Raw genomic sequence first — 22,035 nt, forward strand, 5'->3', positions numbered from 1 at the left:
TGTCCCCTTATTTTTTCAGGGCCGCGCGGAGCTTGTCGGCCATCGAGCCGGTGCCTTCGGGGGAGGGGGCCTGGCGTTCCTTCCACTCCCGCACCTCCTCGGCCTCGAGCGCGTCGGCCACGGCCTTCGCGCTCAGGCGGATGCGCCGGCCGGAGGGATCCGTTTCGAGGACGATGACCTCGACCTCCCCGCCGACGGGGAAGGCGCGCGCGAGATCGCCCTCCCGGGCGACCCCCGTTTCGCCGATCGGGATCAGCCCGGTCCGGCCGGGCGCCAGGAAGACGAAGACCCCGAACTTCTCGATCTTCTCGACCTTTCCCCGCAGGCGCGCACCCGCGACGATGCCGGGCGTGCCGGGGGCGCCGGCGGCCGCAGGCGCCGATCCCTCCCCCTGGAGAGCGACCCCGATCCGTTTCTTTTCGAGGTCGAGGGAGAGGATCTCGAACGTCCCCGTCATCCCCGGGGTGACGCCGCTCGACCACCCCCCCGGGGAGGAGGGGGGGAAGGTGGAGGCATGGGCGAGGGCTTCGATCCCGGGCTCGAGTTCCACGAAGGCGCCGAACTCGGCGACGCGGGTGACCCGGCCGGGCCGGCGCTGCCCCACGGCGTAGGCCTCCCCCGCTCTCAGCCAGGGGTCGCCCGACAGCTGTTTCAGCCCCAGCGAAATCCTCCCCTTTTCCTCGTCCACCCCGAGCACCTTGACGGTGATCTCCTCCCCCGGCGAGACGACCTCGGCGGGGGAACCCACGCGGGCCCACGACATCTCGGACACGTGCAGCAGACCCTGGACCCCCGCGCCCAGGTCGACGAAGGCTCCGAAGTGGCGGATGGAGGCGACGCGGCCGGTGAGGACGGCGCCGGGGACCACGGTTTTCCGGACCTCAGCGGCCTCGGCCTCCCGCTGCTCCTCGAGCAGCGCGCGGCGCGAGAGGACAATGTTCGAACCCCCGTCCCGGAATTCGATGACGCGGAAGGCGTAGACGTTCCCGGCGTGGTCGACGGGGGCGGCGCCCCGGACATCGATCTGGGAGCCGGGGCAGAAGGCGCGGCTGCGGCCGACCTTCACCTCGTATCCCCCCTTGATCTCCCGCTCGACCCTCCCCTCCACGGGCAGGCCGCTACGGAAGGCGTCCTCGATCTGGCGGTTGCTCGCGGCCGTCGCCAGCAGTTTCCGGGAGAGCTTCACCCCCCCGGCGGTGGACACCACCGTCGCCTCGATGCGGTCCCCGACGGCGAATTCCAGCTCCCCCTCGGGGTTTTTCAGCTCGTCGACATCGATGACGGCCTCCCCCTTCCCCCCGACATCGACCAGGGCCGCTTCGGGGCCGATGGCGACGATGCTCCCCTGGACGGGATCCCCCTTTTCGAGCCGCTTCACCTCGAGCGAGGCTTCGAACATCGCGGCAAAATCTTCCTCCGGTTCTTCGCTCACTGTACGCTCCTCCGCATATCGGTCGGTACCCGGCGCCCGTCCCGGTCGGGCGCGGACGCGGGGCCGGGCTGATTGTATCAACCGGCCCCGGTCCCGGGAAGCGCTAAGTGCGGCCGCTCGGGGCGGGGCTCCGTATCGACCCCTTTTCTGTGCTATTCTGGAATCCATGCCGGCAGACCCCGGCAAACACACGATGCGAGGAGGAGAGATGAAGCTGCCTGAATACGTCACGACCGAGGAAGTGAAGAGGGTGTGCAGGGAACTCAAGATCCGCGACTGGACCAGACTCCGGGAGGCCAAGATCCCCCCTGCGGAGGCGAAGAAGATCCTGGCCAGTGTGAATGCCTCCAAGATGAAGATCGCGCTGGAGGACTTCCGGGCCGGGCTCGAAGTGGAGCTCGAGCACGGGCTGCGGTTCAAGGACGCCAACGTCACCAACAACCACCCGATCCTCACGGGGCTGATCGCGCTCGCCCATTTCAAGGAATCGCTCGATTACTACAAGCTCCTGGAGGTGGCGGAACTGGAAGGGGACCTCGTGAAGGCGGTGGCGGCGGGGAACATGGAGAAGGTGAAGAAATACTACCGGCGGCTGGCCGCGGCGCGGATCGCGCTCCGCCAGGCGGAGCTGAAGCGCCTCGGCTCGAGATAGACGGTCGCGGGCGGAAACGGGGGGCGGGATTCCGCGCGCCGCGGGTCCCGCCCCCCATTTGCCTGCCGGCCTCGATGGCGCGTTACGGGGCGACGATGGTGGCCGACTTTACGAAATCGAGGTTGGGGAATTCCTTCTGCAGGTAGGAGTTCCCCACCATCTGGATCTTCGCCTGGTCCGGCTTTTCGCCGTATTCGGCGTTGATGGCGTCGACGATGTCCATCCCCTCGACCACCTTCCCGAAGGGGGCGAAGCCCTGGCCGTCGAGGAAGGTGTTGTCGGCGTAGTTGATGAAGATCTGGGTCGTGCGCGAATTGGGGGCCGAGGACATGGCGAAGGTGACGTACCCCTTCTTGTTCGATTGCTTGACCGGGTCGTCCTTGGTGGTGGTCCGGTTCCAGACCTTGTTGATCCCGGGGTCGCCGTTGATGCCGAACTGGACCATGAAGCGTTTGACCACGCGGAAGAAGCGGCAGTCGTCGTAGTAGCCGTTCTTCACCAGGTTATAGAAGCGGTCGGCGCCGTTGGGGGACCATGCGCGGGTGACCTCGATGACGAAGTCCCCCCTGGAGGTGGTAAATCTGGCCCGGAACTTCTCGGGCGCGGTTTCGGTCATGGAAGCGGGCTTCGACAGTTTCCCCCGATCGGTCTGGGCGGCGGCCGTTCCGGGCAGGACCATCAGAAGCAAAGCGGCAACGGTAAAAGCGATAGCGGTCAAGCGCATGGACATTCTCCTTTTCCTTGAAAAGACACGCCTGAAAGTTTCCTTCCTCGGGGGGCAAAACTCAAGAGAAAATGGAGGCGCCCCCCGTTCCCCGGCCCGTCCGCGCCCCCCCCTTTCCTTCCCGGTTGATCCCCGCCCGCCCCGTGAGTATGATGAAGCCCACCTGTTCACAACCATGGAGGGGAAAAATGCGATCGAAAACCATCAGCGGGATTTTTGTCGTTCTTGTGCTCTTTACCGCCGCCTGCCGGAAGACCGATGCCCCCGGGGCGGGGGCGGGGGCGGAAACCGTCGCGGCGGAGTGCGACCGGGCCTGCCTCGAAGGGTACGTGAACCGGTACCTGGACGCGATGCTGGAGCATGAGGCGACCCCGGAACTGTTCGCGCCCGGCTGCCGCTTCACCGAGAACGGGGTCCAGCTGCCGCTCGGGGAGGGGTTGTGGGCCAGCATGGTGGGGAAGGGGACCTACGAGTTCTACGTTCCGGACGTGGTGACGCAGCAGGTGGCCTTCATCGGCACGGCCCGCGAGGAAGCCCCGCGCAACCAGCCCCCCTCGTCCGTGGCCCTCGCCCTGCGGCTGAAGGTCCGGGACGGGCTGATCACGGAGGCCGAACAGCTGGTGATCCGGCCGGAGAGCAACCTGCTCGACCCGGGCCGCCCCCCCTCCCCCTCGGCCGCCGACGCGATCGAGAAGCTCGGCTCCCCCCACCCGGTCTACGCCGAGGAGATTCCCGAGGCGGGACGCCCCTCCCGGGAGGAGATGATCCAGACGGCCAACGCCTACTTCACCGGGATGCAGAAGAACGACGGCAAGGGGTACTACCCCTTCACCGACGACTGCCACCGGATCGAAAACGGCAACCCGGCCACCAACGTGCCGCTCGCGCCGGGGCAGGAGATGCCCGACCCCCGTACCTCGACGGTGTATTCGAGCCACTGGGGCTGCAAGCAGCAGTTCGAGTCGGGGCTGATCTATTTCGTGACGCGGATCCGGGACCGCCGCTTCGTGGCCGTGGACCAGGAGCGCGGGGTGGTGTTCAGCTTCTGCTTCTTCGATCACGCGGCCGGCAAATCGCGCTATTTCAAGACCCCCGACGGCCGCGACGTCGTCGAGGGCCCGACGGAGCCCTGGACCTGGCAGGTCGCGGAGCTCTTCAAGGTCGAGAACGGCCTCATCCGCCGGATCGAGGCGGTGCTGCAGCGCTCCCCCTACGGGATGAACTCCGGCTGGAGCACCTACGAGCAGGGGATGTCGGACGAGATCCAGGTCATCCGCTGACGGCGGATGCGGCCCGCTTCGCCGGCCGGGGGCGCACGCCCCCGGCCGGTCAGACCTCAAGCCCGACCGAGCGCATCAGCTCCAGGGCGTTGCTTTTCCGGATGACGCCCGGCTTCAGGCGGTAGTCGAAGGTGATGCGGCCATTGACGATGCGGTCCTCGAAATGCACGTTCAAGGCGCGCGGGGGCATGTTTTCGGCGATGCGGGCCAGGGCGAGATCGTGCGTGGTGACGAGGCCGACGGCGCCCCGGCCGACCAGCCCCCTCACGATCGCCTCCGCCCCGATGCGCCGGTCGTGGGAGTTGGTCCCGCCCAGCAGCTCATCGAGCAGGAAGAGCAGCGGGACCGGGCCTTCGGCCAGGAGGACCAGTTGCTTCAGCCGCGTAATTTCGGCGTAGAAGCGGGAAGTCCCCTCCTCGAGTGAGTCGTGGATCCGGATCGACGCCCCCAGAGCCATGGGCGAGATGCACAGACGGCGAGCGCGCACGGGCCCCCCGGCCAGGGCGAGCACGGCGTTGACCCCCACCGTCCGGAGCAGGGTGCTCTTTCCCGACATGTTGGAGCCGCTCACCAGGAGCACCCGGGTCTCTGCGCCGAGCCTGATGTCGTTCGGCACGCAGCGGGACGCGCCGAGGAGCGGGTGTCCCAGGTTCTCCGCTTCGAAACAGGGAGCCCGGTCGCACAGCTCCGGGAAGGGGTCGCCGGGGTGTTCGTAGGCGTATCCGGCCAGCGATGACAGCGCCTCCAGCTCCGATACCGCGTCGAGCCAGCCGGGGATCGAGGGCCCGAATCGGCGGCGCCAGTCTTCGATAAAGTAGGCGAGCTGGATGTCCCACAGCAGGATGAAGGCGAACGGAGCGAAGAGCTGGTTGCGCCGCGAGTCGACCAGGACGACCAGCCGGTCGAGCCGGGCGATGATTTTCGAGGGGGGCGCCCCCCTGCGGTCCATGGCCGCGCGCAGCCGGCGGAGGCGCCGCGAATGGAACTCCTCCCGCTCCAGCCGCCCCAGCAGGCGCGCCAGGAGGGCGAGATCCCTGCAGGCCTTCTCCGCTTCCATGATGACGGGACCGACCGAACGGCGCAGGCGGTAGACCAGCACCAGTTCCGAGAGCAGCATCAGGAAAAACCAGAGGGCCTCTCCCCGGATCCCCCAGATCCCGAGCGAAACGGCGGTCAGGATTGCGAGCACCGGGGCCAGGATCCGCGCCGGCCCCGGTGCGAGCCGCCGCCCGGCGCGGGCCCATGCCACCAGAAGATCCGGGTGGACGGCCGCGCCCGTGTCCGCGCCGAACAGCGCCAGGTCTTCCCGCAGGTCCACCCCGGCGCGCAGTTCCCGCACCGCCGCCTGCCGGGACAGGATTTCCTCGAGCGGGGCGGGGGTCTTGAGCCAGGCGGCGAGGGTGCGCTCGCCGCCGAGGGTGCGGGCGCCCGACAGGAGCTGGAACAGCGACTTCCTGCCGAACAGGTCCAGGTCGCGCGCGTAGGGGTGGGAATCGTCGTCGTAGCGGTCCCCCGGCTCCCCCTGGTCCCCCCAGCGCTCCTCGATGCGGGCGAGGCCCCTTTCATAAAACGCGGCGGCTCTTTGAAAACGTTCCAGGTTCCGGAGCACGCGCCCGTGCCAGAGCACCAGGAACCCGAAGGCGAACGCCGGTAGGAGCAGCGTCCACGGGGAAACGGCCCGGGGCCCGAAGGCCAGCCAGGCAAGGGCCGCGGCCGACAAAAACAGCGCCAGGCGCGCGTTCCCGATGCGGTGATGCAGGCGGCGGCAGCGGGCGGACTCGGATCGCCTGCGGGCGCCCCGGCGCGCGTATTCGTCGCGGGGATGGATGGTTTCGGGGACTCTTTCCTCCAGCGCCATGGTTTCCTTGTGCCGGCGCGGCGGATATAATTCCTCCGCGTGCGGCCTCTTCAAGGTTAGCGGCGGGGAGGGGCGAATGCAACCGGAACCGGGAATGAAAATAGGAATTTGGAGGCCGGCATGAAAGTACTGGGCATTGTGGGCAGCCCGCGCCGAGGGGGCAACACCGAGATCCTGATGGAGGAGGTGCTGAAGACGGCCCGGGGGACGGGGTGCGGGACGGAAAGCTTCCTGATGTCCGAACGGCGGGTGGCCCCTTGCGACGCCTGCGGGGGATGCGTCCAAACGGGCGCCTGCGTGGTCGAGGACGACATGCAGGAGCTCTACGCCATGATGGAGCGGGCGGACGGAATCGTGTTCGGCAGCCCGGTCTATTTCGGCTCCGTCAGCGCCCAGCTGAAGGCGGTGATGGACCGGACCTTCGCGCAGTTGCAGCGGCGTTCGCTCAAGGGGAAGGTGGCCGGGGCGCTGGTGGTCACCCGCAGGGTGGGCGCGATCCAGGCGCGCTCCCTGATTTACGCGTTTTCGATCGCCCAGGGGATGCTGGTGGCGGGCGGAGCGATCGGCTACGGCCGGGAGCCGGGGGACGTGCGGACCGGGACCGGGGGGGGCATCGGCCTGTCGGCCCTGGACGAAGCCCGGCTGCTCGGGGCCGACGTCGCCGCGCTCTCGCGGAGGCTGCGCGCCTGAATCCCCTTCCGGGTCAGGGCAGGCGGCACTCGAAGTTTTCCGCGTCGTTGACGCTGCCGATCCCCTTGTAGTGCGCCGTCCGGGGGTAGGGGCAGAGGGGGCGCGACATCTCGACGCGGTTGCCGGTCACGCGGTAGGCCGTGATCCGCTCCGGGCTCTCCCCCCCCTCGCGCCAGCGTTCCAGCGCCGCCATGAAACCGGCCTGATCGGGGCCGTCGCCGCCGCTGCAGTGCCCCATTCCCGGGACCATGAAGAGACGCAGCCAGTCCCCCTGGTCCGGTCCCAGGGCGGACACTACGCTTTCGTAATACTCGATCGTGTTGCCGGGGGCGATGCCGGTGTCGTTCCAGCCGTGGTAAAGCAGCAGCTTCCCCCCGCGGGCCTTGAACCTGCCGAGATCGGGGTCGACGGCGTTGATGAACCCCGTCCTTTCCTCGGCCAGGCGCGTGTCCCGGCCGGCGTCGAAGGTGCGCCAGTCCCAGTCCCCGTCCTGGTAGGTCAGCTGGAAGGTGCCGACTGAGATGGGCGAGGGGGCTTCGGCCCCCGCCATGTACCAGGCCGATTCGCTCCCGGGCGCCTTGCCGGGGAAGACCGTCCCGCCCCCCGGCGTCCTGACGGGGGCGTACATCTTCCGGACCGTCTCGACCTGGGCCTCCGTGAGGCAGGCGTCCCCCTCTTCCCCCCGGCACTGCAACACGGCGGGGTCGAAACGGCATTTCCGCGGGTCCTCGAGGAGCCCGTCCCGGACCCCGTCGAGAGCGTCGCAGGCGGCGAGCACCGCCCGGTGGAGCATCGGGAGTTTCGACGCCGGGATTTTCCCGGCCGGATGGCGCAGCAGCTCGACCGTCAGGGCCATGTCGGAGGCGTGCAGCCGGCTGTGGGCGTTGGCGGGCGCCCCGGCGACGATGCCGTCGAAATCCTCGGGGTAGCGCTGGGCCGACATGAGAGCCTGCCGGCCGCCGGTGGAGCAGCCGTTCCAGTAGGAAAGCGCGGGCGGGCGTCCGTAGTGGGCCGTGATCAGGGCTTTCGATCGGACCGTCATCTCGTGGACCGCGCGGTAGGCGTAGTCGACGACCTTCTCCGGGTGGCCGATCCCGAAGAGGGCGTTTCCCCCCCGGTGCCCCGTGTCGGTGGAGGCGGTGGCGTATCCCTCGCGGAGGGCCGAGGCCATGGCCGGGGTGCTGATCGTCCCGGCCCAGCCGCCGTTGCCCACCGCCTGGAACTTCCCGTTCCAGTCGTCGGCGGGGAGCCAGAGCTCCATTTCGATATGGGAGTCGGGCGACGGCGCGAGGACCGCCGCGACGCGGCAGTGGGCCGGGAGCGAAGCCGGGGCCTGCCCCGGGGCGCCGGCCGGCGGCGGGCCGGCCGGCCGGAGCTCCGCCGCGGTGATGGTGACGCCGGGGAGATCGATGTTCCCGAGGCTTTCGCACGGGACCGGGGCGGCGGCGGCCGCAAACAGCAGGGCGAGATGGGCGATCATGGCGCAATCCTCCAGAGGGGTTCGAGCTTAGCAAAGGAACGGTCCCGGATCCACGAATTCCGAGGTGAAAAGGGGCGGGCGGGGGCCGACGGTTTCTGTAGGGGATTCGAAAGCGTCGGATTATAATCGCCTCTTCCGGCAGCCGCAGGGCGCCCGGGGTTCCATCGGGGCGATCGGGTCCCGAAGCGGGGAACCGCGGGAGGTCGCGGGCCGATGGACAAGGAGCCGCAACGATGAAGCGATCGCCTTTCAGTTATGGATGGACCGTGGTGTTCGGGCTCTGCCTCGCGGTGACCGGGGCGCTGGCCCAGACAAAGGACTACGCGCCCCAGGTGGGGCAGGCGGGGAAGGACGTGGTCTGGGTCCCGACCGACCAGGCGCTGGTCGACATCATGCTCGACCTGGCGAAGGTCACCCCCGCGGACTACGTGATCGACCTGGGTTCGGGGGACGGCCGTACGGTGATCACGGCCGCGAAACGCGGGGCGCGGGCGCTCGGGATCGAGTACAACCCCGACATGGTCGCGCTCTCCCTCCGCAGCGCCGAAAAGGAGGGGGTGAGCGGCAGGGCCAGCTTCAGGAAAGCGGACCTCTTCGAAACCGACCTGTCCGAGGCCACGGTCATCACCATGTTCCTCCTCCCCAGCATCAACCTGAAGCTGCGCCCCACGCTGCTGGGCCTCAGGCCCGGCACCCGGATCGTTTCCAACAGCTTCACCATGGAGGAGTGGAAGGCGGACCAGACGGCCAGCCTCCCGGAGAGCTGCATCACCTGGTGCACGGCCTATCTCTGGATCGTCCCGGCCGCGGTCCAGGGGATATGGGAGATGGACGGGGGGCGGCTGGAACTGGGGCAGGACTTCCAGATGGTCACCGGGTCGCTCCGCGCGGGGCACCTCGACACCCTGGTCTCGGGAAAGGTCGCGGGCGACCGGATCGATTTCGACGCCGCGGGCGTTCACTACACCGGGCGGGTCGAGGGGGACGCGATGTCGGGCACCCGGACATCGGCGGGCCAAAGCGCCCCCTGGAAGGCGGTGAGGCGGTGACGTCCACGAGGCTGTTTGCCGACCGGGAACTGGAGGAGATGGGAGCCCGGACCCTCGACCTGCTGCTCGAGGCCATCGACGCGGGGGACAAGGAGAAAGCCCGCACGCTCGCGGGGCGGATGTACCGGGAGTTCGGCCTGCTGCACGACGGCTCCATGTTCTGGATCGCGGGGCTCCAGACCTACATCTATCGCAGGCTGGGGGTCGGGGCGCTGGAGGAGGCGGAGCGGGAGGCGCACGCGGCCGAAGCGAAGACCGTCTTCAAACCGCCGGAAAAAACCGACCTGAAGTCCCAGGTGGAGCACCTGGCCTCCACCCTGCGGGGGCACCTGCAGCCGGTGCGCGTCACGGAGGACGACCGGACGATCTCGCTGACCATGCAGCCGTGCGGCTCGGGGGAGCGCATCATCCGCAAGGGGGGGTACTCGCCCGAGGTGGGCCTGGCCCGGATCCCGGGCCCCCACCCCATCACCTGGGGGATGCGCGATTTCCCCATCTACTGCGTTCACTGCCCCGTCCTCGAACAGATGCAGGTGGAGGCCCTCGGGCGCCTGGGCGCCTGCCGCATCGTGTCGGAACCACCGGGGGAGGGGGGGTGCCGCTTCGTCTTCTACAAGGACCCCGCCGACATCCCCGAAGAGTTCTACTCCCGGATCGGGAAGCGGAAGCCGGATTCCGTGTAAAACCGATTTCCATTCTGGTAGAATGCGGCGCAACCGAAGCTGCGGGCGGGGGAAACGATGATCGATGTCCTATCGGCATTCGGATTGAGTGCGGCCACGGGGCTCAACGCCTACCTCCCGCTCCTCGTCGTGGGGCTGCTGGCGCGGTTCACCGGCCTCATCACCCTCAGCGCCCCCTGGAGCGCCCTGGAAAACAGCTGGGTGCTGGCGCTCCTGGCGGCGCTCCTGCTCCTCGAGACGGCGGCGGGGCGGGTGCCCGCGGCGGCCGCCGTCCTCGAGCGGATCCGCACCCTGGCCCGTCCCGCCGCGGGCGCCATCCTCTTCGCCGCCGCCAGCCACGTCATCAGCGGGGTGAGTCCCGTGCTCGCCATGATCTGCGGGATCCTGGTGGCCGGGGGGGTGCAGGCCGCCCGGGCCTCTGCCCGGCGCGCGCCCGGCGCGGGGAAGGCAAACCGCACCGCCGCCCCGGGCGTTCCGGAGACGGCCGCTTCCGGGGTCGCGGCGCTGCTGGCGGTCCTGCTCCCCCTGCCCATGGCCGCCCTGGTCCTGGCGTTTCTGGGGCTCTGGGCCTGGCGGGGGGTTCAAGGCCGACGCCGGCGGGCGTGAGGCGGCATGCGGGTCGGAATCAATTACCCCTGGGTCGATTATGGCTGGGATTTCGGCCCTCCGCCCGAGGCGTGGGTCCCACCCGAAAGGGCGGCCGATTGGCGCGCCTCCCGGAGGGAACGGGTCGCGGAGGATTTCCGCGCCTTCGCCGCCCAGGGGTTTTTCGCCGTCCGCTGGTTCCTGCTCGGTGACGGGTTGAACTACGGGACCGGGGAATGCGCGCCGCGCCTGGAGGGAGGGGAGTGGATTTTCGACCCCCTCCCGCCGGAACACCCCTTCCACCCCCGCCTCCTGGACGATTTCGCCTTCGTGCTCGACCTCTGCCGCTCGAGCGGACTGAAGCTCTTTCCCGTGCTCCTCGACTGCAGCTGGTGTTTCCGGGGCACTCCCGTGGGCGCGCGCCCCGAAATCGTCAAGGGGGGGAGGTCGGGCGTCATCCGGGACCCCGCCCGGAGAGAGGCCTTCCTGGACCGGGTCCTGGAACCGCTGCTCGACCTTTCCCTGCGCCGCCGGGACTCGATCTACGCCTGGGAGGTGATGAACGAGCCGGAGTGGGCCGTCCGGGGATTCTGGAGAAGAGGGCGGCGCCGGACGACGGGGCTCGGCGGGATGAAGGGATTTCTCGCGGAAGGGGCGCGCCGCATCGCGCTCCGGCGGCTGGAGGACGGGAGGCCGGCGTTCAGGTCCTCCGTCGGGTTCGCCCATTGGGATACCCTCGAACGCTGGGACGCGGCGGGACTGGGGCTCACGCTGCCGCAGTTCCATTACTACGCGCAGGGGGGGCGCCCCCTGCCCGAGGCCGTGGGTGCGCGCGTGGTCGGGGAGTTCGCGAGCGCCGAGGAACGGGCGTGGCCCGACCTGCGGCTGCGGCGCCAGGCGCAGACGCTGACGAACCGCCTCGAGTGCGTCGAGCGCAAGGGGTACCCGGAGTGCTTCGTGTGGTCGGCCCGGGCCGTGGACCGGGCCACCCGCTGGACCGAGGTGGAGCGCCGCGAGTTCGCCGCCTACAGCCGCGGCTCGATCCGCGCGCTCTCGGGCGACGCCGAACCCCCCGCGTCCACCGGCTGATCCGGGGTCTTGCGATTGCGCCACATCCCGAACAGCAGGGTCAGCAGGGCCAGGCCGATCTCGTCGATGAAGGGGATGATGTCGGGGATGGCGAGGTCGGCCAGCGTGAGCGCCGCCAGGATGGCGACCAGCGTGGGAAAGCGAAAATGGAAACGCTCGAGAAGACGGCCGGCGATCGAAACTCCCGAGGTCGTGGTCATAGGGCAGGTTCTCCGGTTATCCAGTTGTTTCGATGCTCGAAACAGCGCTATGATCCCATCATAGCATGGGATGCGAAAGCCAGGCAAAACCGCCGGAATCTCCGGGCCGCGTCCCGGGCCGTAACCATAAAACCAAGGGGGGGAGTATGGATCTGTTGAACATGATCTTGAACCAGGGGAACGGCCGGGCCGTGCGCGAGCTGGCCGGCAATTTCGGCCTCGACGAAAACCAGGCCACGTCGGCGCTTTCGGGCCTCCTGCCCGTGCTCGCCAAGGGGCTGGCCCGGAACGCCTCCACCCCGGGCGGGCTCGACAGCCTGCTCGGCGCCCTCGGCGGCGGAAATCACGCCCGCTACCTCGAGGACCCCTCGATCCTTGCCCGGGAGGAGTCGATCAACGACGGGAACGGGATCCTGGGGCATATCCTGGGGAGCAAGGAAGTCAGCCGCAAACTGGCCGACCGGACCGCAGAGAGCACGGGGATCGGGGCCGACATCCTCAAAAAGATGCTCCCGATGGTGGCCAGCCTGGCCATGGGGGCCCTCAGCCAGCAGACGGCCCAGGCGCGGCAGACGCGGGGGGCATCCCCCGCCGACGGCCTCACTGGGATGCTGGGGCAGTTCCTGGACGCGGACCGCGACGGGTCGGTCGCCGACGACCTGCTGGGGATGGCCGCCCGGTTCCTCCGGAACCGGTAGGGTCCGGACGATTGCCGCGGGGACGAACCCGCCCGGTGCCGGCGCGCGCCGGCACCGGGCGGGAGTGATCACGCCCTTTTTCTTTTGAGCAGCCGGTAGAGAAGGAGCAGGATGACGGCGCCGACGACGGCGCCGATGAAGCCGGCGGAATCCCCGGGCTGGTACCAGCCGACGAGCCTGCCGAGCAGGGTGGACAGCAGGGCTCCGGCAATCCCCAGGACGATGGTGACCAGGATGCCGCCCGGATCCTTCCCCGGCATCAGGAATTTGGCGACCGCACCCGCAATCAGACCGATGACGATAATCCACAACAGGTTCAGCATGTGTCCTCCTTTGCTATGAAAGGGGAGGAACTCCCCCCCGGATGAGTCCGGTCCCGGGCGGCGAGTCCATCGGCCTGGCGATGGATCCCGAAGAGTTCGATATAGTGGGCGGCGTTCCGCCGGTTGGCCGCGACCTGCTCCGCGGAGAGCGCCTTGATCCTTCTCGCCGGCATCCCGGCGTACAGGCAGCCGCTTTCGAGCACCTGCCCTTCCAGCACCACGGCGCCCGCGGCGACGACGGCGTCCCGGCCCACCTCGGCGTTGTCCATGACGATGGAGCCCATCCCGACGAGGCAGCCGTCGCCGAGGATGCACCCGTGCAGCACCGCGCCGTGCCCCACCGACACTTCCCGCCCCACCAGGGTCCGGGAACGGTCGGTCGTGCAGTGGACCATGCAGAGGTCCTGGATGTTGCTCCGCTCCCCTATTTCAATGGCCCCCACGTCCCCCCGCAGCACCGTCCCGTACCAGATGCTGGCCCCGGCCGCGATGCGGACCTCCCCGATGACGGTCGCGGTTTCGGCCACGAAGGCCGAAGGGTCGATGTCGGGCGCGAAACGTCCGAAGGGTCTGATGCACGCCATGGCTTCCCCGCCGCATGTCCCGCCGCCGGATGCGGCGGGCTGCCCCTACTATAACCCCGGAGCGGGGAAGACTCGAAGCCCAAAACGGCGGGGTGTACAATCACCGTTTTGAACCTTCCCATCAAGGGCGGCGCAGGAATCATGGAATACGCTTATCATCACGGGGACCCGGGCCGGCTGTACCTCAACGTGACCAACCGCTGCTCCAACCGGTGCTCCTTCTGCGTGCGCGGGGAAGCCGACGGCCTGGAGCAGCTCGGAGAGCGAGGCGGCCCCCCGGTCACGGCGGAGGCGGTGTGGGACTCGGTCCTCGATTTCATCGCGCGCGCTCCCGCGCACTTCGAGGAGGTGCAGGCGACCGTCGTCGGTCACGCCCTCGCCCCGGGGGAGATCGACGCGTGCCGCACCCTCGCCCTGGCCCTGGGGGCGCACCGGGTCCGGGTCCGCTAGGCCTTTTTCTCCACCAGCTCGATCGTGATGCCGTCCGGCCCCCTCAGATAGCAGACGCCCCAGGTCCCCGTCCCGTCGTTTCCCGGCGCCCAGACGGGGGGGTGGATGAAGGTCACCCCCCGGCCGGTAAGCTCCCGGTAGAGGCGCATCACGTCGGACACCTCGAAGGCGATGTGGGCCGCCCCGGGATCGCACGGCCGGGAGTCGACCGGCTTCCCCTCCGGCCGGACGTACTGGATCAGCTCGATCCGGGAGCCGCCGGGGATGTCCACCAGCGCGATCCGCAGATCCGCGTCGGGCAGTCCCACGATCCGGCGCACATCGTCGTCCCGCACCTCCATGACCGGGCCCGCGGAGAGGCCGAGTGCGCCGCAGAAGAAATCGAGCGCCGCGCCGATGTCGGCGACGGTGAAGCTGAAGTGGTCCACAAGTCGGATCATGGGGCACCTTCCCGCGCGCTGTTTGCGGCCGGGACCTTTCGGTCCCAGTATAGCAGCCCGCGCCGCCGCCGGCACGGGCCGCCGAAAGTGAACCTTTGTCCGCCCCGGGGCGGTCCAATGAAAGGGACCCTGTCCCGCGGCGGGGTTCTGTGATAATTTTCGGGCCATGGAAGGGAGGACGCCTGTGAACACCGGCCGCTGGGTGCTGTGGACCCTCCTCCTGGCGCTCCTCTGCCTCCCCTGCGCCCTCCCCCTCGGCGGGGAAGCGGACGGGGAAAAGGGGCGGGTCCTGGTGCTGACCGACGGGTCCCGGGAACGGGTCCGAGGCTACTCCATCGAGGGGGAGCGCGTCCGCTACTACAGCGCCGAGCGCAACGAGTGGGAGGAGATGCCCGCGGACCTCGTCGACTGGCCGGCCACGGAGCGTCAGGCGCGGCGGGAGGTGGATGAAGCGGCGGAACGGTCGGCCGCCGCGGGGGAGAGCGCCCGGCGGCAGCGGGAGGAGGATGAGGCACGGGCCCCGCAGGTCGCCCCCGGAATGCGCCTCCCCGCCCCCGGCCGGGTCTGCCTGGTCGACCTCTACGAGGGGGAACCCGTGCTGGTGCCGCTCGGGCAGAGCGGCGGGCAGCTCCACAAGAACACGAAAAGCAATATCCTTCGGGGCATCCTCAACCCGGTCGCCAGTTCCCGGCAGACGATCGAACTCGAAGGCAGCCGCGCCGCCGTCCGGGCCCATGCGCCGGTTCCGGAGATCTATTTCCCGGTCGAGGCCGGGGGGGGGATTGGGGGCGGCGACGGCGCGGAAGGGGGGGCGCGGCTCCGGCTGGTCTCCTGCGAGGAACGGAAGGGGAACCGGGTGGTGTTCAGCTATAATATCGCCGTGTACGGACGCGTGAGCGTCCGCGCCCGGTACGTGGAGACCGACGTGGAGCCGGTCAGCGACTACTGGGTGAAGGTCACCCCCGCCGCGCCGCTCGACCCGGGGGAATACGCCCTCGTCGAGTTCGACCGGGAGGGGGCGCCGAACGAATTCGTCTGGGACTTCGCCGTCGACCCCCTGGCGCCCCCCAACACCGCGGTGCGGCCGGGGGAGGCTGACAGGGGGGAGCCGGTCCTGATCCGAAAGCCGGCGGCAGGCCGGGAGAAGGAGGCCCGATGACGCCGATCGAGATTCCCCCGGACGAAATCGAGTTCGAGTTCACCCGCGCCTCGGGCCCGGGGGGGCAGAACGTGAACAAGGTCGCCACCGCGGTGCAGCTCCGCTATGCCGCCGCCCGTTCGCGCATCCTGGAGCCCGGGGTGCGGGAGCGGCTCCTGCGGCTGGCGGGACGGAGGGTGAACGCCGCGGGCGAGATCGTCATCGAGGCCCGGCGCTACCGCACGCAGCAGCGCAACCGCGAGGACGCCATCGAACGGCTCACGGCGCTGATTGAAAAGGCGGCGATTCCTCCGAAAACCCGGCGCCGGTCGCGCCCGACCGCGGCGTCGCGCCGCCGGCGGCTGGAGGAGAAAAAGCGCCACTCGGGGGTCAAGAGGCTCCGGTCTAGGGTGAAGGATGACGATTGACGGGGATCAGAGCTGCCGCAGGAAACGGTTCCGCTCGTCGACGAGGATGATGCTGGGGGTGATCGGGCCGGACGCCAGTTCGAAGCCCATGATGATGATCTCCTCCCCGCGCTTGATCGTGTGGGCGGCGGCCCCGTTCATGCAGATTTCGCCGGACCCCCGCTGGCCCTCGATCACGTAGGTCTCCAGCCTCTGGCCGCTGGTGTTGCTGACGACCAGGACCTTTTCCCCGGGCCAGAGCCCCACCCGGTCCATGAGGTCCTCGTCGATGGTGATGCTGCCGACGTAGTGCACGTCCGCCTCGGTCACCGTCGCCTTGTGAATCTTCGATTTCAATACCCAGCGCATAGTATTCCGTCCAATCCATCGAAATAATGCACCAAACGCCTTCCCCCGTCCACCCCATAACGGATTCGGCGTCATCGCTCCCCCCGGCCCGCGGGACGTGATACACTGGAGACTCGATGGGAGTCGAGTGCCCGGGGTCCGGTTGCGTGTCGGGTCCGGGCGGGTTCGGTTCGGGGAGCGGTTATGGGAATGTGGGAAATCCTGGCGCAATCGGAGCGGCGGCTCTGCTCGCGGTTCGAAAACAGATTCAGCCAGGAGATGATGCAGAAGCTGTCGGAAATCCGGCGCCAGGTCCTGGAACAGGTGGACTCCAGGTTCGTCGACGAATCCTCCGGGAAATCCTTCCCCTACGGGAAGATCTCGATCCTCCTCTGCCCCCGGTCGGACGAGCTGCGGGAGGCCTACAGCGCCGCCTTTCTCGAGGGGGAGTCGCTCAAGGGGGACATCCTGCAGATGCTCGAGGAGGCACAGCTCCGCCTCCCCGGACCGGTGGAGATCTCGGTGGCCTCCGAACCGACCCCCGACTCCGATCCCCTGCCGCTGGCGGTCTATAAAATGGAGTTCGTCAAGCGCGGCCTGCCCGGGAGGAGGGAGGCGCCCGCGCTGACGCTGACCGTGACCAGGGGGGGCGCGCAGACGCCCGCGTACCATCTTCAGAAGGAGCGGATCCTGGTGGGGCGCTCCCCCGAGGTGACCGATCGAGAAGGGCGGGTGATCCGCAAGAACGATCTCGTCTTCCTCGACGACGGAAGCGAGATCAATGCCACCGTGAGCTACGCGCACGCCAGGATCTGGTGGGACCGCGAAAGCCAGGAATACCTGGTCATGGACGAGGTCAGCCGCTACGGGACCAGCATCGTGAGGGAGGGGAGGTCCCTGGAGGTGCCCTCGGGGAACCCCTGCGGCATCCGCCTCCAGTCCGGGGACGAGGTCATCTGCGGGCAGGCGCGCTTCCGCTTCGAGCCGGGGCCGTGACCCGGTTCCGGGCGCACCCGGGAGGTCCTGGGCGGATCAGCCCGCGGCCTGGCGGGAAACCGCACGGGACCGGTTCCAGAAGGGGACCAGCTTGAGCGTGCGGTAGGTGCGTTCGATCGATTCCCGCGTTCCCCAGTCGCTCCACCCCACGCCGGTGACCTCCACTACCAGCAGGTGCCGGGGGATCCGGGCCAGGAAATGGGTCGAAAAGTTCCAGGCCCTCAGCGAGGCGTAGATGTCGGCCGCCTTTTCGGGCGCATCGCGCAGCGCGAGCATGGGGCCGAACCCCTCGGGCGCGAAGCGGGCGAGCAACTCCATCATCCGCGACAGCCGGAAGACCATGACGAAGGTATTCCATACCCCCCCCCGGGCGATGATGGCGCCGGCCGCCGGCAGGTCGGGTTTTTCGGTGAACGCTTCGACGTTGAAGATCCCTTCCCCCATCCCCGCGGCCCCGGCGGGGAGGATGTAGCCGTAGCCGGTCTCGGGCCGGTCCGGGGCCGCGCCCAGGACCGCGATCCGGTCGGGCATGCGCGCGATCGCCGCGGCGGCCCGCCGGACGTACCGGATGAAGGCCCCGTCGTCCTCCACGTAGTGGTCGGTCGGGAACGCGGCGACGACGGCGTCGGGCGTGGAGCGCTCGATCTGCAGGAGCGAAAAGAGGAGCCCCGGGCCCGTGTCCAGGTTGTGCGGCTGGATGAAGATGCTGTCCTCCGGGAGGTCCCTGAGCTGCTCCCGGGCCAGCTCCAGGTGATCGTGGTTGATGACGACGCGGATGTCCGCGCGGGTGGAAAAGCGCCGGGCCCGGGCCAGGGTGGCCTCGAGCAGGGACGAGCCGCGCAGGAGGCGGCAGTACTGTTTCGGGATCGGCCTCCCCGCGACTTCCCGGGTCAGGTCCCTCAGCCGGGTCCCGTCCCCCCCCGCCAACAGGAGCGCCATGTGCGGAACCGGGGCCGCGCCCCTCGCCGCGGCCGCCCTGCAGGCCTCCTCCCCCGCGCGCTTCAGCATGGTCGGTGCGCCTCCCCTGGATCGAAGATGATGACAAAAAGGATAACAAAAATCCTTTTGGTATTTGTATCTTCCGGCCGGGGGTTGTTCAATCCGTAGAAATACCCAAACCGGCATGCGGTCAATACCCAGAAGGGGGCGCTCCCCCGCAAAAAAGCAAAATATCCCGGGGCGCGGACTCCCCGATGCGGGTACAATGCAGGGGGAAGCGGTCCACGTTTGCGGGAGTCCATGCATGAAACTCATTGTTGCGATCATCCGTCCCCATCGGCTCGAGGAGGTCCGGCGGACCCTGAACGAAATCGGTGTCGGCGGGATGACGGTGTCCGAGGTCAGGGGCGCCGGGAGGCAGAAGGGCCAGGTCGAGCGCTACCGAGGTTCGGAGTACACCGTCGACCTGCTCGCCAAGTGCAAGCTGGAGGTCGCCGTCCCCGACGAGCTGTGCGAAGAGGCGGTCGGGGCGATCTCCAGGGGGGCCTCCACCGGTGAAATCGGCGACGGCAAGATCTTCATCCTCCCGCTCGAGGACGCGGTGCGCATCCGCACGGGCGAACGGGGCGGGGATTCCCTCTAGGCGAGTTACCCGGTCATGCACGACGAAATCGAGCGCCTGCGGCGAAAGCTGCGTGAGGGGAGGAGTGGGCTCTTCGGCCGCGTCCGATGGGACGCGCCCGGCCGGGATCTGCCCGCCGCGCACTCCGACCTGATAGACGGGTTGCTGGGAGAGATCTACGCCGTGTCGTGCGAGGCCGCGGACCGGGAAGCGGCGCGCGCACCCGGCTCCGGCCTGGCCGTCGTGGCCACGGGGGGCTACGGGCGCCGGGAACTCCACCCCTTTTCCGATATCGACATCGCCTTCATCCCGTCCGAGGAGGAGGACCCCTGGGTGGAGGCGGCGGTCCACACGGCCTTCAGGCTGGTGATGGACGTCTTCCTGTCGCTCCGGGAGGTCCACGTGGGGTACGCCTTCCGCCCCGTGGTCGAGGCGGGCTCGTGGGACGTGCCCACCCGGACGGCGCTCCTCGACCTGCGCCCCGTCTGCGGCGCCCCTGAGCTGGTTGCAGCGATGGAGCGCCGCGTCAGGGAAACCCTCTCCCCGCTCGACATCATGCTCGAGTCCCCGCCGGGGGGGACTCCCGTGGGGCGGGAGCGCTCCCTCTACGAAATCGAGCCGAACCTCAAGGAGGGTCCGGGGGGGCTGCGCGAGCTGCATCGCGCCCGCTGGATCTTCCAGCTGCTGCTGGGGGTCCGGGGCGTGGACCTGGAGAGGGAGCTTGCCGCGCGCGGGCTGCTCGCGCCGGCGCGGCTCGCCGAAATCCGCGCGGCCGCCGACTGGTTCTGGCGCGCGCGCAGCTGGCTGCACCTGGCCGCCGGGAGGCGCGCGGAGGTGCTGATGACGAATTACCAGGACCGGATCGCGCGCGAACTTGCGGGCACGGCGGCCCAGGACTGGCTCGCGCGGCACCTCGGGCACGCCGAGACCCTCCACCGGTTCCGGGAGACGGCGGCACTCGCCCTCCTCGCCGGGCCCCGGGCCGTCGACGGCGCCCTCCTCGAGGAGGGGGTCCTGTCCCGGAGGCCGGGGGACACCGGCCCCGGGGCGGCCGTCGACCTCTTACGGGCCTCCCAGCGCTACGGGATCCCTGTCGGAGTGCGGGAACTCGAGCGGCTGGACGCTTCCCCCGCGCCGGCGGGGGAGGGGGAGCCGTCCGACGGGGAGATCCGCGCCTTCATGGACATCCTCGGGGAAGGCCGCGGGGTGGAACCCGCCCTGAGGCAGCTGCTGCGCTGCGGCCTGCTCGACCGGTTCCTCCCTGGGTTCTCCGAGGTCATGCGCTTCGTCCCGCCCGATCCCGCCCACCGCTACACCGTGGGGGAGCATTCGATCCGGATGGTGGCCCATCTCGGGCGGTTGCGCGCCGGGGAGGACCCCAGGGGGGGATGGTTCGCCGACCTGCTCGGCCGGTGCGCCCACTTCGACCTGCTCTGCCTCGCGGCCCTGCTGCACGACGCGGGCAAGCTCTCCCCTTCCGGGGACCACGCCGAGGCCGGAGCGGTCCTGGCCGCCGGCGTGGCCCGCCGCCTGAGGCTGGCCCCCGAAAAGCGGAAGTTGCTCGACCTCCTCGTCCGTCACCACCTGCTGCTGGTGCGCACGGCGCGCCTGCACGACCTCCAGTCCCCCCACGTCATCCAGATGGTGGCCGAGCGGGTGCCCGATCCCGAGGCCCTCGGCCACCTCGAGGTCCTGACCTATGTCGACACCGTGGCGGTCGGGGAGAACAACTGGACCTCCATGGATTTCCGGGACCTCGAGGACCTCCACAGGAGGATGCAGGAGCATTACGCCCGCGCCGAGGCCGAGACCCGCGAGGACGGGGGGACGGGGGACGACAAGGTGGTGGTGCGGCGCAAGCTGGAAGCTCTGCAAGCCAAGAACGAAGCTTCCGTCATGAAACACTGCGGGACCATGCCGTCGGGCTACGTCCTGAACACGCCGCTCGAGGAGATCGCGTTCCACCTCCAGCTCCTGGAGCGGCTCGAGGCCGAGACGGTGGTGCTCGACGTCTACAACCGCCCCGGGGACGACTATTCCGAGCTCACGATCTGCGCGCCCGACGACCCGCAGCCCGGGATGCTGGCGAGGATCACGGGCGTCCTCTACGGGTGCGGCGTCGACATCCACCGGGCCCGGGCCTTTACCATGCCGAGGGAGCGGCCGGTCCTCCTGGATACGCTCCGGGTCCGCTCCCACCGGATGCAGATCTCGGAAAGCCGCGCGCGCCGCATCCGGTCGGCCCTCGTGGGGGTGCTCGCCGGGGGGGAGGACGTCGAGGCGTTCCTCACCCGGTCGGGCAAAAGCCCGGCCGGCGGGGTCATGATCGACGCCATCGACCTGCGCAACGACCTGTCGGAAGAGCACACCGTGGTCCACATCGTGGCGCCCGACCTCCAGGGGCTCCTCTACCTCATGACGCGCGCGCTGTCACGCTGCGGTCTGCACATTCACTCGGCCAAGGTGGCCACCTGGAACGGGCGCGCGGAAAACAATTTCTACGTCACCGCCGGCGCCGGCCCGATCCCCGACGCCGAACTCGACCGGTGGACCGGCCGGCTCCGCGCCGAACTGGCCGGATAGCGGCGGAGGGCGGCTCAGCGGCGCAGGGTGGCCGCGAGCCTCCGGGGGTGAAGCAGCAGGTCCAGCCCGCAGCGGATGTCGCGCACCGCCACGGGCGCCGCGAGCAGGGCGGCGGTGGCCGCGCCTTCCGGCCCTAGGACGGCGATCCCCAGGGCCGCGCGCTCGAGCATCAGCGCGTCGTTGGCCCCGTTGCCGACGGCGGCGACGGCGTCCGCCCCCAGCCGCTCGACATAGGCCAGCTTCGCCTCCGCCTGCCCCCCCGGGGGGATGAGGGTCGAGGGGAGCCCGAGCGCCCGGGCGATGGCGCCGGTCGTTCCGAAGGTGTCGGCCGTCACCAGGTGGACCTCGACCCCCCCGGCCAGCCGCCGGAGCCGCTCCCCGACCCCCTCGATCAGCCCCCCGTCCAGGGCGAGGGTCCCGTTGACGTCCAGGACCAGGTGGCGCAGGCGCAGGGGGCCCAGTCCCGGAATATCGATCTCGATCATGCGCGTCCTCCTCGGGCAAAATCCCCGGCGAAATGCGGCGGGCGGCAGAGTAACCGATGCCGGCGCCGAAAACAATCGGCGCCCCGTTACAGAATCCATCGCCCCGACCAGCCCGTGCCTCATTGGACAGAGAGCCGGGAGGTCCGGCAAGGTCGCCGCCGGGGGGGGTGCGCGTGCCCTGCAACAAATCCCGGTGCGTCAAAAATCCAAACCGATCGCCGCGATCTTCGGTTACAATGCCACCATAGTCAAGAGGGTGCTTTCGCAGCCGATATGCGGCAGGGTCATGCCCGGCACTTT

General features: G+C 69.4%; 24 protein-coding genes and 1 pseudogene. 14 read left to right on the top strand and 11 right to left on the bottom strand.

From position 1 onward, the window contains the following. Positions 1–7 precede the first annotated feature (7 nt). Complete coding sequence (locus tag GXY47_01645; protein NLV29832.1) at positions 8–1,432, bottom strand: S1 RNA-binding domain-containing protein; 1,425 nt, start codon at positions 1,430–1,432, stop codon at positions 8–10. Positions 1,433–1,640: 208 nt separating this feature from the next. Here GXY47_01645 and GXY47_01650 point away from each other — a divergent pair, with 208 nt between their 5' ends. Then, entirely contained in the window at positions 1,641–2,084 is a 444-nt protein-coding gene (locus tag GXY47_01650; protein ID NLV29833.1) for a hypothetical protein, read from the top strand. An 82-nt stretch (positions 2,085–2,166) separates the two neighbouring features. Here the strand turns inward: GXY47_01650 and GXY47_01655 are convergent, their stop codons facing one another. Then, complete coding sequence (locus GXY47_01655; GenBank protein NLV29834.1) at positions 2,167–2,700, bottom strand: peptidylprolyl isomerase; 534 nt, start codon at positions 2,698–2,700, stop codon at positions 2,167–2,169. A 296-nt stretch (positions 2,701–2,996) separates the two neighbouring features. Between GXY47_01655 and GXY47_01660 the strand changes: the two genes are divergently transcribed. Next, the gene (locus GXY47_01660; GenBank protein ID NLV29835.1) at positions 2,997–4,088 is read left to right on the top strand and encodes a nuclear transport factor 2 family protein; all 1,092 of its coding nucleotides are present in this window, start codon (positions 2,997–2,999) and stop codon (positions 4,086–4,088) included. A 49-nt stretch (positions 4,089–4,137) separates the two neighbouring features. On the opposite strand, the gene GXY47_01665 is transcribed toward GXY47_01660, so the two are convergent. After that, positions 4,138–5,946 (bottom strand): DNA mismatch repair protein MutS, encoded by a 1,809-nt coding sequence (locus GXY47_01665; protein NLV29836.1) that lies wholly within the window; start codon positions 5,944–5,946, stop codon positions 4,138–4,140. A gap of 120 nt (positions 5,947–6,066) precedes the next feature. On the opposite strand from GXY47_01665, the gene GXY47_01670 reads away from it, so the two are divergent. Continuing rightward, the gene (locus GXY47_01670) at positions 6,067–6,636 is read left to right on the top strand and encodes a flavodoxin family protein (protein ID NLV29837.1); all 570 of its coding nucleotides are present in this window, start codon (positions 6,067–6,069) and stop codon (positions 6,634–6,636) included. A 13-nt stretch (positions 6,637–6,649) separates the two neighbouring features. Here the strand turns inward: GXY47_01670 and GXY47_01675 are convergent, their stop codons facing one another. Beyond that, positions 6,650–8,116, bottom strand: coding sequence for a tannase/feruloyl esterase family alpha/beta hydrolase (locus tag GXY47_01675; GenBank protein ID NLV29838.1), 1,467 nt, complete (start codon positions 8,114–8,116; stop codon positions 6,650–6,652). 233 nt (positions 8,117–8,349) lie between these two features. Between GXY47_01675 and GXY47_01680 the strand changes: the two genes are divergently transcribed. The 4 genes from GXY47_01680 to GXY47_01695 are packed head-to-tail and all read left to right on the top strand — an operon-like array spanning position 8,350 to position 11,522. Next, a complete protein-coding gene (locus tag GXY47_01680; GenBank protein ID NLV29839.1) occupies positions 8,350–9,165 on the top strand; it encodes a class I SAM-dependent methyltransferase in 816 nt (271 codons plus the stop codon). Then, on the top strand, positions 9,162–9,848 hold the full coding sequence (locus tag GXY47_01685; protein ID NLV29840.1) for a hypothetical protein: 687 nt from the start codon (positions 9,162–9,164) through the stop codon (positions 9,846–9,848). The genes GXY47_01680 and GXY47_01685 overlap by 4 nt, the downstream gene beginning before the upstream one ends. A gap of 57 nt (positions 9,849–9,905) precedes the next feature. Continuing rightward, entirely contained in the window at positions 9,906–10,454 is a 549-nt protein-coding gene (locus tag GXY47_01690; protein ID NLV29841.1) for a DUF4126 domain-containing protein, read from the top strand. Between the two features lie 6 nt (positions 10,455–10,460). After that, the gene (locus GXY47_01695; protein NLV29842.1) at positions 10,461–11,522 is read left to right on the top strand and encodes a hypothetical protein; all 1,062 of its coding nucleotides are present in this window, start codon (positions 10,461–10,463) and stop codon (positions 11,520–11,522) included. 2 nt (positions 11,523–11,524) lie between these two features. Here GXY47_01695 and GXY47_01700 read toward each other — a convergent pair. Next, positions 11,525–11,722: pseudogene (locus tag GXY47_01700) on the bottom strand (hypothetical protein). A 146-nt stretch (positions 11,723–11,868) separates the two neighbouring features. On the opposite strand from GXY47_01700, the gene GXY47_01705 reads away from it, so the two are divergent. Beyond that, on the top strand, positions 11,869–12,420 hold the full coding sequence (locus tag GXY47_01705) for a DUF937 domain-containing protein (GenBank protein NLV29843.1): 552 nt from the start codon (positions 11,869–11,871) through the stop codon (positions 12,418–12,420). Between the two features lie 68 nt (positions 12,421–12,488). On the opposite strand, the gene GXY47_01710 is transcribed toward GXY47_01705, so the two are convergent. Together GXY47_01710 and GXY47_01715 are read right to left on the bottom strand one after the other, a co-directional pair. Then, positions 12,489–12,740, bottom strand: a complete 252-nt coding sequence (locus tag GXY47_01710) for a GlsB/YeaQ/YmgE family stress response membrane protein (protein NLV29844.1) — start codon at positions 12,738–12,740, stop codon at positions 12,489–12,491. Next, positions 12,737–13,327 (bottom strand): gamma carbonic anhydrase family protein, encoded by a 591-nt coding sequence (locus GXY47_01715; GenBank protein NLV29845.1) that lies wholly within the window; start codon positions 13,325–13,327, stop codon positions 12,737–12,739. The genes GXY47_01710 and GXY47_01715 overlap by 4 nt, the downstream gene beginning before the upstream one ends. A 141-nt stretch (positions 13,328–13,468) precedes the next feature. Here GXY47_01715 and GXY47_01720 point away from each other — a divergent pair, with 141 nt between their 5' ends. After that, a complete protein-coding gene (locus GXY47_01720) occupies positions 13,469–13,777 on the top strand; it encodes a hypothetical protein (protein ID NLV29846.1) in 309 nt (102 codons plus the stop codon). On the opposite strand, the gene GXY47_01725 is transcribed toward GXY47_01720, so the two are convergent. Beyond that, positions 13,774–14,217: a hypothetical protein gene (locus GXY47_01725; protein NLV29847.1), complete on the bottom strand. Its 444-nt coding sequence runs from the start codon at positions 14,215–14,217 to the stop codon at positions 13,774–13,776. The two genes, GXY47_01720 and GXY47_01725, sit on opposite strands and share 4 nt — an antisense overlap. A 184-nt stretch (positions 14,218–14,401) precedes the next feature. Here GXY47_01725 and GXY47_01730 point away from each other — a divergent pair, with 184 nt between their 5' ends. Both GXY47_01730 and arfB read left to right on the top strand, forming a co-directional pair. Then, positions 14,402–15,376, top strand: a complete 975-nt coding sequence (locus GXY47_01730) for a hypothetical protein (protein ID NLV29848.1) — start codon at positions 14,402–14,404, stop codon at positions 15,374–15,376. Beyond that, entirely contained in the window at positions 15,373–15,783 is a 411-nt protein-coding gene (arfB, locus tag GXY47_01735; GenBank protein ID NLV29849.1) for an aminoacyl-tRNA hydrolase, read from the top strand. Before GXY47_01730 ends, arfB begins: the two co-directional genes overlap by 4 nt. A gap of 6 nt (positions 15,784–15,789) precedes the next feature. Here the strand turns inward: arfB and GXY47_01740 are convergent, their stop codons facing one another. Further along, on the bottom strand, positions 15,790–16,131 hold the full coding sequence (locus GXY47_01740) for an aspartate 1-decarboxylase (protein ID NLV29850.1): 342 nt from the start codon (positions 16,129–16,131) through the stop codon (positions 15,790–15,792). Between the two features lie 183 nt (positions 16,132–16,314). Between GXY47_01740 and GXY47_01745 the strand changes: the two genes are divergently transcribed. Then, positions 16,315–17,106, top strand: a complete 792-nt coding sequence (locus GXY47_01745) for an FHA domain-containing protein (GenBank protein NLV29851.1) — start codon at positions 16,315–16,317, stop codon at positions 17,104–17,106. A 36-nt stretch (positions 17,107–17,142) separates the two neighbouring features. Here the strand turns inward: GXY47_01745 and GXY47_01750 are convergent, their stop codons facing one another. Continuing rightward, entirely contained in the window at positions 17,143–18,114 is a 972-nt protein-coding gene (locus GXY47_01750) for a hypothetical protein (GenBank protein ID NLV29852.1), read from the bottom strand. A 235-nt stretch (positions 18,115–18,349) separates the two neighbouring features. Here GXY47_01750 and GXY47_01755 point away from each other — a divergent pair, with 235 nt between their 5' ends. Together GXY47_01755 and GXY47_01760 are read left to right on the top strand one after the other, a co-directional pair. Further along, complete coding sequence (locus tag GXY47_01755; protein NLV29853.1) at positions 18,350–18,688, top strand: P-II family nitrogen regulator; 339 nt, start codon at positions 18,350–18,352, stop codon at positions 18,686–18,688. A gap of 15 nt (positions 18,689–18,703) precedes the next feature. Further along, a complete protein-coding gene (locus GXY47_01760; protein NLV29854.1) occupies positions 18,704–21,250 on the top strand; it encodes an HD domain-containing protein in 2,547 nt (848 codons plus the stop codon). A 14-nt stretch (positions 21,251–21,264) separates the two neighbouring features. Here the strand turns inward: GXY47_01760 and GXY47_01765 are convergent, their stop codons facing one another. Next, the gene (locus GXY47_01765) at positions 21,265–21,735 is read right to left on the bottom strand and encodes an HAD family hydrolase (protein ID NLV29855.1); all 471 of its coding nucleotides are present in this window, start codon (positions 21,733–21,735) and stop codon (positions 21,265–21,267) included. Between the last annotated feature and the right edge of the window lie 300 nt (positions 21,736–22,035).

The sequence above is a fragment of the Acidobacteriota bacterium genome, assembly GCA_012729555.1.
Lineage (GTDB): Bacteria > Acidobacteriota > UBA6911 > UBA6911 > UBA6911 > UBA6911.

Coding starts and splice junctions, on each gene's coding strand:
- GXY47_01650 (NLV29833.1), top strand. CDS start 1,641: ATGAAGCTGCCTGAATACGTCACGACCGAGGAAGTGAAGAGGGTGTGC.
- GXY47_01655 (NLV29834.1), bottom strand. CDS start 2,700: ATGACCGAAACCGCGCCCGAGAAGTTCCGGGCCAGATTTACCACCTCC.
- GXY47_01660 (NLV29835.1), top strand. CDS start 2,997: ATGCGATCGAAAACCATCAGCGGGATTTTTGTCGTTCTTGTGCTCTTT.
- GXY47_01665 (NLV29836.1), bottom strand. CDS start 5,946: ATGGCGCTGGAGGAAAGAGTCCCCGAAACCATCCATCCCCGCGACGAA.
- GXY47_01670 (NLV29837.1), top strand. CDS start 6,067: ATGAAAGTACTGGGCATTGTGGGCAGCCCGCGCCGAGGGGGCAACACC.
- GXY47_01675 (NLV29838.1), bottom strand. CDS start 8,116: ATGATCGCCCATCTCGCCCTGCTGTTTGCGGCCGCCGCCGCCCCGGTC.
- GXY47_01680 (NLV29839.1), top strand. CDS start 8,350: ATGAAGCGATCGCCTTTCAGTTATGGATGGACCGTGGTGTTCGGGCTC.
- GXY47_01690 (NLV29841.1), top strand. CDS start 9,906: ATGATCGATGTCCTATCGGCATTCGGATTGAGTGCGGCCACGGGGCTC.
- GXY47_01695 (NLV29842.1), top strand. CDS start 10,461: ATGCGGGTCGGAATCAATTACCCCTGGGTCGATTATGGCTGGGATTTC.
- GXY47_01705 (NLV29843.1), top strand. CDS start 11,869: ATGGATCTGTTGAACATGATCTTGAACCAGGGGAACGGCCGGGCCGTG.
- GXY47_01715 (NLV29845.1), bottom strand. CDS start 13,327: ATGGCGTGCATCAGACCCTTCGGACGTTTCGCGCCCGACATCGACCCT.
- GXY47_01720 (NLV29846.1), top strand. CDS start 13,469: ATGGAATACGCTTATCATCACGGGGACCCGGGCCGGCTGTACCTCAAC.
- GXY47_01725 (NLV29847.1), bottom strand. CDS start 14,217: ATGATCCGACTTGTGGACCACTTCAGCTTCACCGTCGCCGACATCGGC.
- arfB (NLV29849.1), top strand. CDS start 15,373: ATGACGCCGATCGAGATTCCCCCGGACGAAATCGAGTTCGAGTTCACC.
- GXY47_01740 (NLV29850.1), bottom strand. CDS start 16,131: ATGCGCTGGGTATTGAAATCGAAGATTCACAAGGCGACGGTGACCGAG.
- GXY47_01745 (NLV29851.1), top strand. CDS start 16,315: ATGGGAATGTGGGAAATCCTGGCGCAATCGGAGCGGCGGCTCTGCTCG.
- GXY47_01750 (NLV29852.1), bottom strand. CDS start 18,114: ATGCTGAAGCGCGCGGGGGAGGAGGCCTGCAGGGCGGCCGCGGCGAGG.
- GXY47_01755 (NLV29853.1), top strand. CDS start 18,350: ATGAAACTCATTGTTGCGATCATCCGTCCCCATCGGCTCGAGGAGGTC.
- GXY47_01760 (NLV29854.1), top strand. CDS start 18,704: ATGCACGACGAAATCGAGCGCCTGCGGCGAAAGCTGCGTGAGGGGAGG.
- GXY47_01765 (NLV29855.1), bottom strand. CDS start 21,735: ATGATCGAGATCGATATTCCGGGACTGGGCCCCCTGCGCCTGCGCCAC.